16 protein-coding genes are annotated in these 18,972 nt (G+C 46.2%); 8 read left to right on the top strand and 8 right to left on the bottom strand.

What is annotated here, in order from left to right:
* Positions 1-93: 93 nt before the first annotated feature.
* The gene (locus tag LU351_RS13145; protein ID WP_232594545.1) at positions 94-810 is read left to right on the top strand and encodes a hypothetical protein; all 717 of its coding nucleotides are present in this window, start codon (positions 94-96) and stop codon (positions 808-810) included.
* A gap of 204 nt (positions 811-1,014) precedes the next feature.
* On the opposite strand, the gene LU351_RS13150 is transcribed toward LU351_RS13145, so the two are convergent.
* The 3 genes from LU351_RS13150 to LU351_RS13160 all read right to left on the bottom strand — a co-directional run bounded on the left by LU351_RS13150 (position 1,015) and on the right by LU351_RS13160 (position 3,465).
* Entirely contained in the window at positions 1,015-1,371 is a 357-nt protein-coding gene (locus tag LU351_RS13150; protein WP_232594546.1) for a hypothetical protein, read from the bottom strand.
* A 157-nt stretch (positions 1,372-1,528) separates the two neighbouring features.
* Positions 1,529-2,857 carry a dicarboxylate/amino acid:cation symporter gene (locus LU351_RS13155; protein ID WP_232594547.1) on the bottom strand — a complete coding sequence of 443 codons (1,329 nt, stop codon included), beginning with the start codon at positions 2,855-2,857 and terminating at the stop codon, positions 1,529-1,531.
* A 332-nt stretch (positions 2,858-3,189) separates the two neighbouring features.
* Entirely contained in the window at positions 3,190-3,465 is a 276-nt protein-coding gene (locus LU351_RS13160) for an HU family DNA-binding protein (RefSeq protein WP_232594548.1), read from the bottom strand.
* A gap of 389 nt (positions 3,466-3,854) precedes the next feature.
* Between LU351_RS13160 and ubiA the strand changes: the two genes are divergently transcribed.
* The 5 genes from ubiA (at position 3,855) to LU351_RS13185 (ending at position 10,531) form a co-directional block, all read left to right on the top strand.
* Entirely contained in the window at positions 3,855-4,742 is an 888-nt protein-coding gene (ubiA, locus tag LU351_RS13165) for a 4-hydroxybenzoate octaprenyltransferase (protein WP_232594549.1), read from the top strand.
* 386 nt (positions 4,743-5,128) lie between these two features.
* A complete protein-coding gene (gene phoB / locus LU351_RS13170; protein WP_232594550.1) occupies positions 5,129-5,833 on the top strand; it encodes a phosphate regulon transcriptional regulator PhoB in 705 nt (234 codons plus the stop codon).
* Positions 5,834-5,956: 123 nt separating this feature from the next.
* Positions 5,957-7,378 (top strand): phosphate regulon sensor histidine kinase PhoR, encoded by a 1,422-nt coding sequence (gene phoR, locus LU351_RS13175; RefSeq protein WP_232594551.1) that lies wholly within the window; start codon positions 5,957-5,959, stop codon positions 7,376-7,378.
* Between the two features lie 32 nt (positions 7,379-7,410).
* Complete coding sequence (locus LU351_RS13180; RefSeq protein WP_232594552.1) at positions 7,411-8,607, top strand: GNAT family N-acetyltransferase; 1,197 nt, start codon at positions 7,411-7,413, stop codon at positions 8,605-8,607.
* Between the two features lie 268 nt (positions 8,608-8,875).
* Complete coding sequence (locus LU351_RS13185; protein ID WP_232594553.1) at positions 8,876-10,531, top strand: tetratricopeptide repeat protein; 1,656 nt, start codon at positions 8,876-8,878, stop codon at positions 10,529-10,531.
* 29 nt (positions 10,532-10,560) lie between these two features.
* On the opposite strand, the gene LU351_RS13190 is transcribed toward LU351_RS13185, so the two are convergent.
* From LU351_RS13190 to LU351_RS13205, 4 genes are all read right to left on the bottom strand, one after another.
* Positions 10,561-11,232 carry a DUF938 domain-containing protein gene (locus LU351_RS13190; RefSeq protein ID WP_232594554.1) on the bottom strand — a complete coding sequence of 224 codons (672 nt, stop codon included), beginning with the start codon at positions 11,230-11,232 and terminating at the stop codon, positions 10,561-10,563.
* A 73-nt stretch (positions 11,233-11,305) separates the two neighbouring features.
* Positions 11,306-12,229 (bottom strand): response regulator, encoded by a 924-nt coding sequence (locus LU351_RS13195; protein WP_232594555.1) that lies wholly within the window; start codon positions 12,227-12,229, stop codon positions 11,306-11,308.
* 156 nt (positions 12,230-12,385) lie between these two features.
* The gene (yaaA, locus tag LU351_RS13200; protein ID WP_232594556.1) at positions 12,386-13,165 is read right to left on the bottom strand and encodes a peroxide stress protein YaaA; all 780 of its coding nucleotides are present in this window, start codon (positions 13,163-13,165) and stop codon (positions 12,386-12,388) included.
* A 92-nt stretch (positions 13,166-13,257) separates the two neighbouring features.
* On the bottom strand, positions 13,258-13,740 hold the full coding sequence (locus LU351_RS13205; protein ID WP_232594557.1) for a DUF4265 domain-containing protein: 483 nt from the start codon (positions 13,738-13,740) through the stop codon (positions 13,258-13,260).
* 147 nt (positions 13,741-13,887) lie between these two features.
* Between LU351_RS13205 and LU351_RS13210 the strand changes: the two genes are divergently transcribed.
* Complete coding sequence (locus tag LU351_RS13210; RefSeq protein ID WP_232594558.1) at positions 13,888-15,183, top strand: M48 family metalloprotease; 1,296 nt, start codon at positions 13,888-13,890, stop codon at positions 15,181-15,183.
* A 146-nt stretch (positions 15,184-15,329) separates the two neighbouring features.
* Here the strand turns inward: LU351_RS13210 and pepQ are convergent, their stop codons facing one another.
* Positions 15,330-16,664: a Xaa-Pro dipeptidase gene (pepQ, locus tag LU351_RS13215; protein WP_232594559.1), complete on the bottom strand. Its 1,335-nt coding sequence runs from the start codon at positions 16,662-16,664 to the stop codon at positions 15,330-15,332.
* Positions 16,665-16,837: 173 nt separating this feature from the next.
* Between pepQ and LU351_RS13220 the strand changes: the two genes are divergently transcribed.
* On the top strand, positions 16,838-18,970 hold the full coding sequence (locus LU351_RS13220) for an alkaline phosphatase D family protein (protein ID WP_232594560.1): 2,133 nt from the start codon (positions 16,838-16,840) through the stop codon (positions 18,968-18,970).
* The last annotated feature ends 2 nt before the right edge of the window (positions 18,971-18,972 follow it).

Genomic DNA, 18,972 nt, shown 5'->3' on the forward strand with positions numbered 1-18,972 from the left:
AATGGATCTTTTTCATCTAACTTGCGATACCTGTCATCTAAATCAAAAAAGCCGGGCTGAGACATAGAAGGAAACTCTTGAAATTTTTGAACAGTGAGATTATATCAAAGTTGGGCTATTTTTAGAGGTGCCCTATTTTTAGACTCACACTTAGAAAACACCCCTGCCTCCAGATCTAAACTCTCTCTATTTCAGGCTTATAACCCATTAAAAATTAAGCACACTAAAGAGTCTGCTTTATTATTAGCAAAAATAATGTTCGATGCGAGAAAATTCATTTGTACTGAATGGATAACAGAAGGTTCAGGCTCTGTAATTTTAACCCAAGCTCTCAAAGCACTAGCTGACTCTGAAGAAGAACTCCCAGACCATTATTTTTTTATGGTTAACCCGCAAAGTAATCCCGACGCCATGCTAAAGCAAGCTTTTAGAGTTAACATTACGGTTGATCGAGAATATAAAAGCGCTCGCATCTTCAGCTATCGTGGGTATATGAACGAAATAGTTTCGATTCTTCGTCGTTTACGAGAAAAGAAAACGAGACAGAATGAATACGGTAAAACAAGAGCAATTTTAGATTTGATTTCATCAGGCAGAAGTTTCTTCGGGTTGATATTCTATTCCGTGTTAGGAAGCTATATTTTCACGAAAATGAATACCGCAGGTTTATCTTTTGTTTATATTTATTTGACCTTGGGGTGTTTAACACTCTTTGCGCTTAATGGAGCCAATATTATAAAAGGTCTTCTTTATATGATTATCGATATAAATGAAGACTTTTATTTCAAGTATATCTCCCACCGATTATAGGACCATGAAAAATCAATAAATTTTTACCTTTCTATTTTTCTCATCAAAACACTATTACAACTGGCTGAAGAGAAAGAAGAATTTTTTATGTTCGAATTTAACCCCAAATTCCACATTATTTAGCCATCCAGTAGCCCCCGAATACCTCAACACTATTCGGGTTTTTTTATCTACACCTAAACATTAATTGTCGTTGCTTACGGTTTATTTATGGCTCTCATGAATATGGCCACCATGTTGATGGTGCCAGTGACCGTCGTGTTGGTATTCGGTAATGCCCATGGTCACTCGCGTTTTGTGCCCACAATTTAAACCGTGGGCGTGCTCATGTTTCTCATGCAACGCAATTTGCTCATGGTGAACATGCCCACCATGCATGTGATGATCATGGCCATTATGTTCGTAATCGAAGTGATCTTGATGCCACTCTGCCGCATGACCACAATCTTCACCATGTGAATGTTGGTGCTTGTCTTCAATTTCATGATGCGTACCAGCATAAGCCCAACTATTCAGCCCCATTACACAGGCTGTAATAGCGATCTTTTTTGTCAATGACATAACCATTACCTTCTATTTGATCAACCTCATTATCTAAAATGAGTGTAGGTGCTTAGGCGTTGGCACTTAGATTATCTCTTTATAAAAGAGGGTCAGTATTAATGGACATAAAAAAACCGGCCTATAATGCCGGTTTTTAAACTGATTTTACTGAATACTAAGGTTTTGCGGTTTGTAATGCCGCTTCACTTTCTTCTTCGTTTTCCAGCTCAGCTAAGCCAGCATTGGGGTCGTTAAAGATGGCTTCATCCAACGCGCCTTCTTTTTTCGCCACAATGGTCGATACCACGGAATCCCCGGTGATGTTAACCGCAGTGCGAATCATATCCAGTAAACGGTCAACGCCAATAATCAGGGCCACCCCTTCTACCGGCAGGTTCACTTGCTGCAATACCATCGCTAAGGTAACCAAACCCACGCCCGGTACACCGGCGGTGCCCACGGAAGCCATGGTGGCGGTCAGTACTACCATTAAATAACCACTAAAACCAATGTCTACGCCGTAAGCTTGGGCAATAAACGCTGTGGCCACCCCCTGCATGATGGCGGTGCCGTCCATATTGATGGTGGCTCCCAAAGGAATGGTGAATGAAGCCACACGGTTATGCACGCCCAAACGATTTTCTACGGTGTTTAAGGTCACCGGGAGAGTGGCACTGGAAGAGGAGGTACTGAAGGCAAAGGCCAAGGTGGAGCGCATTTTTTGGATGAGCATTAGCGGGCTTAAGCCCGTGAAGAATTTAAACAAGGCCGTGTACACACCAAAGGCATGGAGCATCAGCACAACCACCACGGTGAGGAAGTATTTGATCAGCTTAGCAATGGCTTCTATGCCCAATTCGGCAAATAAACCCGCAAGTAAGCAGAACACACCGTACGGGGCAAGGTTCATGAGCATGGTGACCATTTTCATCACCAGTTCGTTCATGCTTTCAAACCAGTTTCTTAGAGTTTTTCCGCTTTCCCCTTGCATTTTCGACAACGCAAGGCCGGTTAAGACGGAAAAGACGATCACTTGCAGCATGTTGGCTTCTGCCATCGCCTGAATGGGGTTGCTCGGAAAAATATTGATCAATACCTCTTTGAAGGCCGGCGCCTCTTTCGGAGCGAAACTGCCCATTTCGGCCAGCCCAATACCGGCACCGGGCTGAACGAGTGTACCGGCCAGCAATGCCAACGAAATCGCGGCAGCGGTAGTGAACATGTACAGCAGAAGCGTTCTACCGGCGATAGGCCCCAAACGACTGTTGCCACCCAAAGAGGCGCAGCCACACACCAGTGAAATAAACACCAAAGGCACCACGAGCAATTTGAGTGATTTCACAAAAATTTGCCCTACCACATCAAAAGCACCATCAATGATGAAGGTATTCAATACTTGTTCAAAAGAAGCCGGTAACCATTGGTATTCCATTGCAGAGTTCAGCAACACTCCAAGCGATATACCTGTCGCCATGGCTATGAGTATTCGAGTCGTTAAAGACATAAAGCGTCCTTTTTGTTATCGCTATGAATGTAATGTCGATTTTTATTGAAATACGGTAGATATTAAAAATCGATCGATAGCAGTAGGATTGATATTAAAAATACAATTGACCGCATTTTGGCGGATTTAATGCGTTAGCACCACCAATGATCTGATGTTGATCAAAAATTGTCACATTTGTGACAGATAAAATGTAAAAAATGCCATTGAGAAAAGGTAAGAGAGGCCGAAATGACACAAAGGAACGGTCGTTAAGAAGGGGTTGAGAAAAGCAGAACCGAGACTGGCCAAGGGCCAGCTCGCGGGGCTTGCTTAGATTGGTATTGATCGGTTTAGGGGTTAACGCTGTCTTTGAGCGCTTTACCTGGCTTGAAGCCAACGGTCGTGCTGGCCGCAATTTGAATGGTTTCGCCGGTTTTCGGACTACGACCGGTACGCGCCGCGCGGTGACGCTGAGAAAAAGTGCCGAAGCCCACTAAACTCACGACTTCGTCACGACTGAGAGCATTGGTGATTTCATCCAAAATAGCCGAGACAACGGTACTGGCTTTCTCTTTAGGTAAGTCGGCGATATCAGCAACAGCAGCAACAAGTTCTGTTTTATGCATATTATTTTCCTAGTTATAGTGATTGTAAGAAATCGTTATAGTATCGAAGAGCATCTCGTAGATTGACACCTTATTCATCCTATTTTACTCCGTTGGCCAAGCTCGACAACTCTATAAACGCCTTAGCACGGATCAATGATAGCAAGCCTTCGTCCATGGAAGGCATGAGAAAGCATCGAATCAATGATTCTTAAGATAACCAAAGATTCCTTAAAGTGACCTTAATCGTTCGATTTTACCCTGTTTTATCTCAATATTGCCTTCCTATGGGCGTAAATATGCTGTTGAGAATGCTTGGAACCACAGCACTGGTGAACGCTCAATATCGTGTGTTCACGCTTTTAAATACCCTTAAAGTTAACTGACCCACTTTGGCACCCAAAACAACAATGAGAACAATGGCCCATTCCCCTCGCTCTATCCAACAACGTCTCTCTGGTTACATCTTGCTCATGCGGCTCGATAAACCCATCGGTAGCTTATTGTTACTTTGGCCAACCCTGGCCGCCCTGTGGTTAGCTGCCGACCAGCACCCCGACTGGGGAAATATTATTATCTTTACACTAGGGGTAGTGTTAATGCGCTCTGCTGGGTGTGTGATCAACGATTACGCCGACCGAAAGGTGGATGGCCAAGTAGAACGCACTCACCAACGACCACTGGTAACAGGCAAGGTTAGCAGCCGTGAGGCCATTGTGTTGTTTTTCAGCTTATGTTTGGCAGCCTTTGTACTGGTTTTATTCACCAACACGATTACGGTGTACTGGTCTTTTGGGGCAGTGGCGTTGGCTGCCATGTACCCATTCGCGAAACGCTACACCCACTTACCTCAAGTCGTACTGGGGGCCGCATTTAGCTGGGCCATTCCCATGGCGTTTGCCGCACAAACCGGCAGCGTTCCCTCGGGTGCTTGGTTATTCTTCGCCGCTCATCTCCTTTGGGTCGTGGCGTACGATACCTTTTATGCCATGGTTGATCGTAACGATGATGTCCACGCGGGTATTAAATCCACCGCCATCTTGTTTGGTGAACAAGATCGTGTGATCACCGCTGCTCTGCAAGGTTTGGTGTTAATTGGCATGGTAATGATTGGCCATCAGTTTGCACTCACCTGGCCTTACTTTTGCGCCATTGCCGGTATCAGTGGTCTATTTGCCTACCAGCAAATATTGATTCGTCATCGTGAAAGAGCGGCTTGCTTTAAGGCGTTTTTAAACAACAGCTGGGTAGGATTGATTTGGTTTTTAGGGGTCGTGGCGAGCAGACTGATTGGGTAATAGCCAACAGTGATCGTGAAAATCGTGCGCCATTACAGCGCACATTTTGACCTCCCGACCACCCATTCCCACAATTAGCGCACTCTGTGGCACAGTCGTCATCAAAACAGCACAAAGCGAGAGTACATTAGTATCGCGTGCCTCACTCTGACAACATCAACCACCGTGTTGGTACATGACTTGCGTTACAGCCATCCTAATTTATTGGGGGCTGCTCAGCTTTTTATGAACAAAGAATGACGTCATTGAAAAAGTCTGTAGTCACAATTCGAGGCAATAATTAAAAACAATTGTTCTTTTATCCCCGCATGTAATAAATCTGAAATAAAAGCTTTATTAAATGTGAACAAACCAATCCACAGCTCAACAACTCCTTAGTGCTGACTATGCCCGACAAAACAATCTTAATCGTAGATGACGAATCCTCCATTAGAGACATGCTACGAGTTGCTCTTGAAATGGCCGATTACCGATGCTTGGAAGCGGCCGATGCTCAAAAAGCTCATTCACTGGTTGTCGATGAAAAACCCGACCTTATTCTTCTCGACTGGATGCTGCCCGGCACCAGTGGCATCGAGTTAGCACGCCGGTTGAAGCGAGACGAAGTGACTTCGCAAACGCCGATTATCATGCTGACGGCGAAAGGCGATGAAGACAATAAAGTACAAGGGTTGGAGGTAGGCGCGGATGACTACATCACCAAGCCTTTCTCACCCCGTGAACTGGTTGCCCGCCTGAAAGCCGTTTTACGACGCACGGATACCGGTGCCGAAACCGGGCCAATTGAGGTAGAAAACCTGATTCTCGACCCCATCAGCCATCGCGTCACCATCAACGACCAACCCGTTCAGATGGGACCGACCGAATACCGCCTACTGGAGTTTTTCCTCACCCACCAAGAACGTGTTTACACCCGTGGACAACTTCTTGACCATGTGTGGGGTGGCAATGTGTACGTTGAAGAACGAACCGTCGATGTTCACATCCGCCGACTTCGTAAAGCGTTGACGGTGGATGATCATGACCGCTTTATTCAAACCGTACGGGGCACCGGGTATCGCTTTTCGACCAAGGTGGCCGAAAAAGTTTAGTCACCCACAGTCTAGCCACCCATTGCCCACCGCCGTTGTTTACGGTGCTCGTTTATGACGGTTATTGATAATTGTTGATAACAGTTGTACCTAACAGTTGTACCTGACTGCCGGCTTTACGGTATGTCTGTGGGTATTCATGAGTGTGTCGTTAATTTAACCCGCTCAACGCAGCTCATGATGAGCTGCGTTGAGCGGGCGTCTTCTTGGGGCCATCTTTTGCAACGCGGGTTTGCTTCCGAAATACGACGTATCGGTTTGCTGGTCGTCATCTCTACCGTACTGGGTTTAATGACCGGGTATCTGCTCTATACCCTGTTAGTGATGTGCGTGGGTTACATTGGCTGGGCATTGTTTCAAATGCGCAGGCTAGACCTATGGCTCAACAGCCGCCGCCATCTACCTCCGCCAGATGCCAATGGGGTATGGGGGGCCGTCTTTGATAAAATTTATCGTCTACGTCGCCGTCAACAAAGTGAAAAACGTCGACTGCAAGAACTGATTGTTCGCATTCAAGAAACCACCACCGCCTTAAAAGACGCCGTGATTCTGTTGGATAAGAACGCATCCATTGAGTGGTGGAACCAAAGCGCTCGCCGTTTGATTCGTTTACAACCGGGCGATCATGGGCAACCACTGTTCAACTACATCCGTTCACCAAAATTTATTCGTTACTTTGAAAAAGGCAATTTTAAAGAGCCGCTGACCATTCAATCGTCTCTGGACAGTGAAATTTTTCTGAATTTTCAAATCAGCCAGTTTGGGCAAGGGGAATACCTCATTGTGATTCGTGACATTTCACGCTTGCACAAACTGGAAATGATGCGTAAAGATTTTATCGGCAATGTCTCCCACGAACTGCGCACACCATTAACCGTGGTGCGGGGCTATTTGGAAACCATGTCGGATAACGCCGATCATTTGCCTGCCATTTGGTCTAAGGCCATTGGTCAAATGCAAGAACAAACCGAGCGCATGACTTTACTGATTGAAGACTTACTCATGCTCTCGAAACTGGAAACGGAGGCCAGCGACCAAAACCAGCACCCCGTTCACGTAGAAGCACTACTGAATAAAGTCCAAAAAGATGCATCTGAATTGAGCGGTGAACGATTGCACAGGATTGAAGTAGAACTACAAGACTCGTTCGATATACTGGGGGTAACCCAAGAGCTGCGCAGCTGTATTTCTAACCTGGCGTTTAACGCAGTGCGCTACTCACCCCCAGAGAGCCAAATCATTTTGCGCGCCCGGCGAGAAGAAGAGTATGTTTACATTGATGTGCAAGACCACGGTATTGGTATTGAAGCCAAACACCTGCCACGTATTACCGAGCGTTTTTATCGTGTAGACGCCAGCCGCTCATTAGACACCGGCGGCACCGGCCTAGGGCTCGCCATCGTGAAACACGTTCTGTCTCGACACAATGGGCAGTTAGTCATCAACAGTAAACTCAATAAAGGCAGTACCTTTTCCTGCCAGTTTCCCATAACACGCGCCATTGAGAAAAACGCAACAGAGAGTGAGACGGTCAATCATTCTTAAGTCTTATCTTTGCTTAAGGTCTATTTTTCACGATGAAATTCAGCTTTTGCACGTCTATCACCACTGTCAATGCCGAGCAATGGAATGCGCTCATTCCAGGCCGTTACCCCTTTCTGCGTCATGAGTTTATCGCCACATTAGAAACCAGTGGCAGTACCACCGCCGACACCGGCTGGGAACCCCACCATTTACTGGTACACGATGATGATGACAATCTCATAGCGCTCGCACCGCTGTACCTCAAAGATCACAGCTATGGTGAATACGTTTTCGATTGGGCATGGGCGGATGCCTATCATCGCAATAACCTGGAGTATTACCCCAAATTACTCAGTGCCATTCCTTTTACTCCGGCCACAGGCCCACGTTTTGTTATTCACCCCAATGTTACTCACTCCAATGTTGGTCACCCCAATGTTGTTCACCCCAAGATGAATGGCGCGATAGAGGACACCAACTTACCCATCGCTATGGCCAATGCCATTATTGATGAAGCCCGTCGCCTAGGAGTGTCGTCATGGCATTGCTTATTCGGCGATAAAGCCCTCACAAGTCAATTATCAGAAGACGGTTATCTCAAGCGCCTTGGGTGCCAATTTCACTGGTACAACCAAGGTTTTTCCCATTTTGATGACTTTCTTTCCACTTTCAGCAGCCGGAAGCGAAAAAACCTGCGCAAAGAGCGACAAAAAGTCATCGAGCAAGGGGTAACGTTGGTTCGAAAATGTGGCGATAGCATCAGCGAAGCAGAGTGGGAGCAGTTCTACACGTTTTACCACCTGACCTACTTCAAGCGCAGTGGCCACCAAGGCTACCTAGGCCCATCGTTTTTCCCAACACTGGGAAAACAAATGCCCGAGCAACTCATGATGGTGCAAGCTTATTACGAAGGCCGCATGGTGGCAGCGGCTCTCAACCTATTCAGTGATACCCATTTGTATGGCCGCTATTGGGGGTGCGATGAAGACTTTAACGCCCTGCATTTTGAAGCGTGTTATTACCAAGGTATTGAGTTTGCAATTGAGCGAGGGTTGCAGGTTTTTGACCCTGGCGCCCAAGGAGAGCATAAAATCCAACGTGGTTTTACCCCCACCATTACCTATTCCAACCACTGGTTAGCAGACCCACGTTTCCATCACGCCGTCGCCCATTTCCTAGAACAAGAAACACCGGGCATATTGGCCTATCGGGACGAAACGCAAACATTATTGCCCTTTCGTAAAGAGTGATCTCTCTTGAGCTGTCTGCACCATTGCCCATGCAGACGGTCTGCCACACAGACTAAAGACACAAATTGAAAGACACTTATTCAAAAATCTGCGTTTGCTCATTCTTGACTATAATTTACAGAACAGACGGGAATTTACAGAACAGACCGGGTTTTGTTGCTTGAAACAACGCGCAAACGAAAAGATGGGCAGTATGCCTGCAGATTTAAAACAAAACACGGTTACTGCGAGTTAGTACTCGCACCAAATCACAAGGCTGGTGGTTATTTTGGCAGATGTAAAACCTCTAAAAATAGACTTGGTAAAGCTCTACAATGGTCATAAATGTTTGATCATTGATGACCTGCCCGAGGTTCGTGGTTCTGTCAAACGGATGTTGTCGGGGTTTGGGTTTAAGCACGTGGACACCGCCGCCAATGCGGAAGACACCCTGAAAATGTGCTCCGCCAAAACCTACACACTGATTTTTTGTGATTACAACTTAGGCCGCAGCCAAGACGGCCAACACCTGCTGGAAAATTTACGCAAATCCGGTTTGCTACCTATCACCAGTATGTTTGTGATGATTACCGCCGAAACCTCCCGTGAAATGGTACTCGGCGCACTGGAAAGCCAGCCCGACGACTACATCACCAAGCCCTTCACGCCCAAATTATTGTCTCTACGGGTTGATCGCTTACTGATCAAAGACAGTATTTTGCACCCCATCAAAGCCTTGTGTGCCCAAAAACAGTTTTCGGAAGCCGTTGAGGCATGCAATAAAGTCATCGAAGAAGGCTCTAAAGTCGCCAATGATGCCCAGCGTTTAAAAGGACGTATTCTTATTCGGTTAGGGGAATTGCACGAAGCACGAGCCTATTATGAAGCCATTGTAGAGAAAACCCCCGTCCCTTGGGCCATGCTGGGCTTAGCTGAAACCTTAGTGGAACTTGGAGAACATGACCTTGCCGAAATCATCTTGAAAAAGGTCCTTGAAATCGACAACCGATACGTAGAAGCCCACGATTTATTAAGCCGAATTCACAAATCCCGCCGCAACCTCTCAGCAGCACAGGAAAGCACAGAAGAAGCCTGCCGCCTCTCACCCAAATCGGTGGTACGCCACCGACGTTTAGCGCAATTGGCCGAACTGAATGACGATGAAGAAACTGCGTTGAATGCCTACAAACAAGCCATTCAGTGGTCTCCAAATTCACCGGATGAAGATGCGCAGGATTATTTAAATTACGCCCGCAAAGCCACCGAAGTCATTCGCTTGAACCCCGACAGCAACCATAAAGAACATGCTTCACGCGCCCAACGTATGCTCTCAAAAGCGCAAGAGCTTAAGGATTTCAATGAGGAAATTGAACGACAAGTGGCCTTGATCTCTGCCAATATTCATCAAGTCACCGGCACAAAAGATTCGAAAGAGATGGCTCAAAACGTGATTGATGAATTTCGTGAGTCCCCCCCAAACGATTGCAATGCTCACCTGGATTACGTCCGCGTACTCAACGACAACGGGCAAACCAAAGAAGCAACCGAGCACTTGCAGGCCATGGCGGCAGAATACGGAGACGACATCGATATGATGTCACGTATTGAACGGCTCAGTTCAGAACCACTCACCCAACGCAGTAAAGAGAAGGTAGTACAGCTCACTCGTGAAGGTATCACCGCCTACGATAAAGGCGATCACCAAAATGCCCGAAAGGTCTTTCGTGAAGCGTTAGGCGTCTTTCCCAAACACGTCGGCTTAAACCTGAACCTGGTGCAAGTTCTGCTGGAGCACAACGCGCAACTGAGCGATGAGGATGCCCAAGAAGTTCAAAAATGTTTCAGTCGCATCAATACATTGGATACTGATCACCCTCAGCACAACCGTTTTGCCAGCCTGCAAGATAACTTCGCCAAAGCCAAGAGCCAACTCACCGATAATTAACTACACACCTTTATCCTTCACAACAGCGTTTAGCGCTGTGTATTTCCAAACACCAGCAATCGATTGTTGGCAGGCATTTCGTGATCGGCCAACAAATGCAGACGTGCTGTCTTCGCTAAGTCCGCAACCGCTTCAAAATCACGAATACCACTGTGGGGGTTTTGTGACTTTAACCATAGATCAAACTGAGCATTACTCTCGCTGGTGAATTGCCCGTTGTAGTTAAACGGTCCATAAATAAACACCCTGCAATTGGTATCCAGAATCTCTCGAATTCGAGAAAAAAATACTTCAACACTCTGCCAACTCATAATATGTAAGGTATTGGCTGTAAACAGCGCATTGAATTTTTGCTGTGGCCATACACTTTGGTTTACATCAAATGCGATAGGGCGCGTAATATTCTTAAAACCCTTCTCCGTATACTCATCTATCCATGCGTTAATCCCTTCATGGTGTACCGGTAAATCCGCACATTGCCATAATACTTCGGGTAAATGCTCACCAAAATACACGGCATGTTGACCTGTGCCTGAACCCATTTCAAAAACACGGACAGGCCTCGACAAACTCTCATGGACATAGTGGCTCTTCGTAGCCCCTTCTGTTAGGTAGCTCTGGACTGTTAGATAGCTCTGGAGAATTTCAAGAATAGGTTGACGATTATTTTGGCAAGCTTGGGAGAAAGGTTTTTCGATCATGGAGTTCCACTGTTTGATGCTTTAGAGATTACCGTTATCAAAGGGTTCATAAGGCCCTGACCGGTCAGAACCTCTAACGAAAATAACGGGCGATGTATTTGGATAACACTTCAAATTTATCCGGGTCATTATCCACAAAGCGTACGGTAAATTTAATAATACGGGTATTCACATTGTTTTCCCCCGCTTCCAACACCGAAAAATAGCCATTCACCCGCGCAAGACTGCCTTCTTCCATTTCAATATCGGCCACTGCTTGGTCGAATAACGCAGGGATCGCCTCTGTACGCTGCATAAACCCCGACATTGCCTGAAGGGATAATTCTCTAACGACACAGGGACTTTCACCGTTCGGGAAGCGCAAATTCGCACGCGCCTCGTGTTTTCCTTTTTGGGTCGCACTTTTTTTTGCAGGGCTTTTTTTAGATGCGCCCTGGCCAGAGCCGTTTTTGTTTGAGTTGCTGGGGGCTTTGGCAAGCAGAGGGTTGCTGGCGGCGATGGAAGCTTTTTGGGCTTTGGGCCGCGAGGAGGCTTTCCCCCCCGTAAGCGCTTCTACTGAACCAAAGGCCACACCACGGGATTTCTCAGCGGATTTCTGTTCGGCAGCAGACGGCATTTTCCCCGCCCGTTTGAGTTGTTTGTACACCTTAGCCATGAGTTCATCGGGTTTAAAGGGTTTACCCAAATAATCGTTCACCCCCGCTTCTACCGCTTTCACCACATGGGCTCGATCACCCCGGCTGGTAATCATCACAAAAGGGGTTTTGGCACACTGATCGTCGGATCGCATCCACCGGAGCAACTCTTCGCCGCTCATTTCCGGCATTTCCCAATCCGACAATACCAAATCAATGGGGCCTTTACGTAACACCGACATCGCCCGTCGACCATCAATGGCATCCAGTATTTCAGCCCCCGGTAAAGACTGTCTTAGCTGTTTTTTTACCATGTCGCGGATGAACGCCGCATCATCCACCACAAGAATTTTTAGTGGCATTCGCTAGTCCTTGTTTCTACTGCCTATGTTACAGACGGGCCGATGTCATACGCACCGATCAACATCTATTTCATTCTTCTTAGGCTGTAAAAAACGCTATCAATCAAGGTTGTGATTTAAGACTAGCGCAAAGCGCTCTATTCTGTGGAATTCGACTTATTGATCCGCTTCATCACGAGTAAACACCCAATCTTTCTCAGAAGAGAGCGACGAGTTGTAGCGATATCCCGCTACAGAAAACGTTTTAATGGCTGCCGGTTCTGTAATTTGGTGTTTTACTATCCAACTGGCCATTAAACCCCGCGCTTTTTTCGCGTAAAAACTGATGATTTTGTATTGTCCGTTTTTCTCGTCTTTAAAGACGGGGGTGATAATATTGGCTGACAAATGTTTTTTATTAATGGCTTTAAAATATTCATTCGATGCTAAATTCACCAAAACATCGCTTTTTACCTTTTTGAGTTGATCATTGATCACCTCAGTAATGTCGTCTCCCCAAAACGCGTATAAATCTTTTCCCCGCGAATTGGCAAATTTAGTGCCCATTTCCAAGCGATAAGGCTGTATTAAATCCAGCGGCCTAAGTAGGCCATATAACCCCGATAATATTCTCAAATGCTTCTGTGCGAAGGTAAAATCCTGCCGAGAAAACGACTCTGCTTCCAAGCCTGTGTACACATCCCCTTTAAAAGCCAACACGGCTTGCTTCGCATTGCCTAAGCTAAAGGGCAGACCCCAGTCCCGAAACCGGTCGTAATTGAGCACCCCTAATTTATCGCTGATGTTCATCAGGCTCGAAATATCATGGGGGGCCAGTGGCCGCAGTTCATCGATCAACGATTGGGAATGCTCTAAGAAATCCGGTTGTGTGTGTGTTTTTGTGACCGGCGCTGTGTCGAAATCCAGGGTTTTTGCAGGGGATATCACCATTAACATAAGCGAGTACCGCGTTGATGAGCGAAAAGAAAGGTCTTGAGCATACCGCAAAACCTTGCGGTATGAATATTAGTAACATAAAAGGGGAGGGCTTATTCCGGTTTCAGAAATTCATTCCACCAATTTAGAGGGGTAGTCCCATCATTGGGATCATATACATTGGCATACAACCATTGTGAATTCGGAAATTGCGACAAAGCATCATTAAAAATGGCTTCGATTTGTTGAAACCCGCAACTGACATGAATGCTATAAACCAAAAAGCGGGGGTTTTCATGATCGAGCTCACCGCCAAGTTTTTCAAGATGTGGGGTAATGGCTTCGCCCAACGCTTCGATATCATCGCGACTGAAAACTCGAATACACAAGTTGCCTGCACGCTTGACGACTTCGAATTCCTGGCTGTTAGGCACCAACTTCACTACATCACCACTGGCCACACCTTTGACAAACACTGGTGATTTCACTAAACGACAACTGTCATCGTCTAGCACTTGGACCTGCAAGCGCTCTACCACCGGCTGTCCGTCTGGCCGATGACCGGCAAATAACTCTATCACTTGCAATGCTTGCATACCCTAACCTCAACTTGCTTTGGCAACATGCTCATTTGGGAAGCATGTTAATACTGTAGGAACTTGTTAAAATTGTCCGCATTATACGCACAGTTTGCTCTGAAGCAGATTGAAAAATGGAATCTTCGCACGGTATCAGGAGGCGACATGAAACTCTTTTTTCGTCAGTTAGCTCTTAACCTTCAACTTCCCGCCATCCTGGCTTTAGCAGCGCTTACCGGGGGCTGCGCCACGAATCCAGTTACCGGCGAATCACAATTCAGTTTGATCAGTGCCAGCCAAGAAGTCGCGATAGGGCGAAAAAATTATCTTCCCTCACAACAAAGCCAAGGTGGCCGTTACGTGGTTGATCCTGACCTCAATACGTACATCAACAGCGTGGGGCAAAAGTTAGCCAAAGTGAGTGATCGCCCTAAACTGCCTTACGAATTTGTCGTCTTAAATAACGATGTGCCCAATGCCTGGGCGTTACCCGGTGGCAAAATTGCCATTAACCGAGGGTTGCTCATCCAGCTGCAAGACGAAGCGCAACTAGCCGCCGTGTTAGGCCATGAAATCGTTCACGCTGCCGCTCGCCACGGCGCCACTCAACAAACCCAATCGATTTTATTAGGTATAGGCACCACCGCCGCCAGCGCGATAGGCAGTGCTTATGGATACGGTGGCTTGGCTCAACAAGGCTCCGCCTTGGGAGCAGCGGCCATGCAGGCTCAATATGGGCAAGGGCAGGAGCTGGAATCAGACGAGTACGGCATGAGCTATATGGCACGAGCCGGTTATGAGCCCCAAGCAGCAGTGGAATTACAACAGCTATTCGTAAAACTGTCTGCAGGCAGGCAACAAGATAGGCTATCGACCTTTTTTGCCAGTCACCCACCGTCACAAAAACGAGTAGAAGAAAACCGAAAACACGCGGCTAAGCTGGCTAAAGGCGTTCGAAATAAAGCGCAATTTCAAAGAGCCATTGCCCGTATTAAAAAAGATCAACCCGCGTACAAAGCACATCAACAAGCATTGGAATACGCAAACAAAAAAAATTACGCTAAAGCCATCAGCTCAGTGAAATCCGCCATCAAAAAGCAACCGAATGAATCGTTATTTCACGAAACCCTAGGAAAATTGCAGCTGCAACAAAAAAACCAAAAAGCGGCACTGTCATCGTTTAATAAAGCGGTGAGTTTGAACCCAGAATACTTTAGCCCCAAGCTCTATCGCGGGTTGACCCAAGCTGAATTAAAAAACTACACCGCAGCCGAAAGAGATTTGCTGTCTTCCACCCAGTTGTTACCCACGCAAGTCGCGGTGTATTACTTGGGTGAAGTCACGTTGGCGCAAGGTAAAAAACAAGATGCTCAACAATATTTTCAGCAAGCTCAAGCCGCTGGTGGGGAGTTAGGCGCCGCCGCTGGAGATAAATTAAGAAGCTTGGGTGTACAGCAATGACGGCCTGAGAAATCTACAGAAACACAAAGGCCATACAACACAAAGGCCACATAATAGGACGTGGCCTTTGTTCCTAGCTTTCATCGTTTTTAACTTTCATTTCGAAGATCGTTTTTAAAAACGATCTTCTGACATTAATGCTTTAATTAGCCAACCGCAGCAGAAAACGCATTACGAGTGAGATTTTCAATACCTTTCTCGGTAATCACAATATCATCTTCAATCCGTACTCCACCGTAAGGCGCTAACGCCTCCACTAATGCCCAATTCACTCCAGAGTCGACTTTGGTACGCCAAGGGGCCAATAAACTCTCAATAATGTAAATACCCGGCTCAATGGTGAACGCCATGCCACTTTCTAACGTTCGTGTGCAGCGTAAGAAAGGATGCTCCGCCGGTGGCGCGCGTAGTTCACCATTTTCATTGGCCAAATGGCCTCCTTTATCGTGCACTTGTGTACCAATTAAATGGCCCAAGCCATGGGGGAAAAAGGCACGAGTAATACCCGAATTGACCGCTGACTCAACAGAGCCTGTTAACACGCCTATCTCAATCAACGCCCCAGCAATATACTCGTGAGTGCGACGATGCAATTGCACGTAATCCACCCCAATAGCCAAATCATCAAGCAATTGTAACTGCAACGTTTCCACGGCATTGATCAACGCTTTGTATTCCGCACTGGCATTGTCTGTTGCATTGTCTGTGGCATAGGTACGAGTAATATCAGATGCGTAACCCAGGTATTGAGCGCCCGCATCAATCAACATGGAGCGATGAACGGCGGGGCTGTGTTTCTGTAAATGATTGTGGTGCAATACCGCCGCGTTTTCATTCAAGCCAACAATATTGTGGTAGGGCAGCTCTTCATCTTTCGCACGGACGGCCTGCAAATACCGAAGGTGGATATCCAACTCAGATTCACCGGCCTCAAACCCGTTTTTGGCGGCTAAATGCCCTAAAACAGCAACACGATTGGCATTGCGCATGGCATCCACTTCGTATTCCGTTTTGTAAGCACGATGATAGTCTACATAGGCAATGGCGCCTTCATCGTTCAACGTTACATCGCCTAGAAAGCTTGGCTGATTTCCCAATGTTGGCCCTAAATACACCGTGTTTTTATCCATGACAAAATAGTCATGAAGGCTATCTACTTCAGCAAATTCCACTATCTGAAATACATTATGAATATCCTCAGGCAACGGTTCTGGGTCGCTGTGCCAGAAATCGTCTACCACTTTAAGAAATAAAATAGGCTGGTCTTTTTCAGGGGCGAGACCAATAAAACAATCCGGCCTCTGCAATAAAGGTAACCACTCCCGAAAATAAGCGTTAGTAGCAAAGGGATAGCTGATGTCATCACGAAATTGATAATGCAACGCCCCTGCACCAATCAACCAACGGGAGAAACCTGCTTTCAATAGGGCATTTTGATAAATTTTTTGCTTCTGTTTTACATGCTCAGCGTATTGGTACATAGCGTGTCCTCTGTTTTTAGCCGCAGGCTATCAAAAGCGAATGGGGATTGCATCCAACAAGCGAACGTGGGATACATGATATAACGATTTTTATGGCGTGTTTTTTGAAAGCCCGTTTTAAAAAAGCCGTTTTGAACATATCGCTTTGAAAAAGCCGTTTTGGAAAAGTAGTAATGACTGACATCGATACACCAACCAATACCGATACCTTCAATAAAAATACCGACACCCAGCCACACAATATCAGTGAATCCGTTCCACCGATGATCGTGGCGGGGCCTATATTACGGCGCTTATTACCCAACCAACTGGTTTTGTGGATCTTCACGACCGATTCTCGGTCTTGGAACTTGTCTTTATTTGAACCAGGAAGCGACACCGCTTTTTTGTCCCGTGACCTTATTGCCCATACTGAAACCAATAACAGTCATCCTGAACATACGCAAATCCAAGTGGGCACTCATGGGTTTATCCACTTTATTAATGTACATTTTGATCAACCGCTGCCTGAAGACACGGTAATTGAATACGATTTAAACTCTCGTTCTCTCAATAAAAAAAACAATAACGACAACAAAAACAACCATAATGAGCGTGAAGAAAAGACTGCTTACTCTATTTCACTGACCAAGGAATTGCCGCATCTAAGTTACTTGGAACAGAACAACTCCGTTAATAAAAGCACAACCGGCCGACCCAGCTTTATCATCAAAACAACCCTTAGTGATGTGGTACATGGCTCATGTCGAAAGCCACATTTTAAAGGCGACGATAATTTACTTCAGGCCGATTGCTTAATAGAACGCTCTTTCAAGAGTGACGACAACGCCTCATCACGCCCTGATCTCTTACTCATGACCGGTGACCAAATTTACGCCGATGATGTCGCCGGGCCTACCTTAGTGGCCATTCATCAAGTGATTCAACGGCTGGGTTTGTACAATGAGCAATGGGAAGGCGCGACCATTAACGATTCGACCTCTTTATTCAGCAGTCCAGAATGTTATTACCGGCGTGATACATTGTTACCCAAAACTCACGAAAATCGCGATTTATACGAGCGTTTTTACAAGGGTGCTCGAAAGCCGATTTTTACGTCTGTGTACGCTAAAAATCATTTAATTACCTTGTCTGAAGTATTGGCCATGTATTTGTTGGTGTGGTCTCCAGTTCCGTGGCAATGGGTAGACTTAGACAACACCGCCCTCACCGAGCCGAGCACTGAAGAAGAGATTCAACAGCTCTATGCCAAAGAAAAAGCGGTTATAGAACGCTTTGTAGAAGGCTTGCCCCAAGTACAACGGGCCATGGCCCACTTGCCGGTGTACATGATTTTTGACGATCATGACATTACCGACGATTGGAATTTACACCGCGCCTGGGAAGAGTCTGCGTACGGCAACCCGTTTTCCAAACGGATAATTGGTAACGCGCTCATTGGCTATTGGTTAATGCAAGGATGGGGAAATCACCCAGAAGCGTTCAGCCTAGAAACCACCGAATCGGTTCTGAATTTATTTCAACACCATCAAACACCACACTATAAAAATCACGATGATCTCATCGACCACCTTTTGGCCATACAAGAATGGGACTACACCGTACCGACCTTTCCTAAACTCGTGGTATTAGATACCCGAACCAATCGATGGCGCTCTGAATCCAATGCCGAAAAACCGTCTGGCCTGATGGATTGGGAAATGCTGTCTAAATTGCAACAAGAATTAATTCATGAAGAGTCGGTAATTATGGTGTCTGCCGCTCCTATTTTCGGGGTAAAATTCATCGAAACGATCCAAAAAATCTTTACCTTTTTAGGCCAAGCATTAGTGGTGGATGCCGAAAGCTGGATGGCGCACCCAGGCACTGCCAATGTAATTTTAAATATTTTTCGCCACCCGAAAACACCCCAACATTTTATTATTCTCTCTGGCGATGTGCACTATTCCTTTGCCTACAACGTGAAAATTCGGTTTAGTAAAAGCAGCCCCAGTATTTGGCAAATTACCTGTAGCGGTTTAAAAAATCGATTCCCTGATAAATTGTTAACTGTGTTTGATTATCTTGATCGTGTGCTCTATGCCAGCCAATCCCCATTAAATTGGTTTACCAAACGTCGTAGCATGAAAATTAAAGCGCGCAAACCTATAAGTCTTTCCCAACAAGAGCAAAAACCAACAGCAGGACACCTACTCAATACCGGTGGGCTGGGTCGTGTCCGCATTAATACCGAAGGAGAACATCGTGGACGCCCAGAGTCCATTACTGTTTTACACGGAGAAAATAAAGAAGAAATATTTCAGTAACT

Source organism: Marinibactrum halimedae (genome assembly GCF_021234875.1).
Classification (GTDB): domain Bacteria; phylum Pseudomonadota; class Gammaproteobacteria; order Pseudomonadales; family Cellvibrionaceae; genus Marinibactrum; species Marinibactrum halimedae.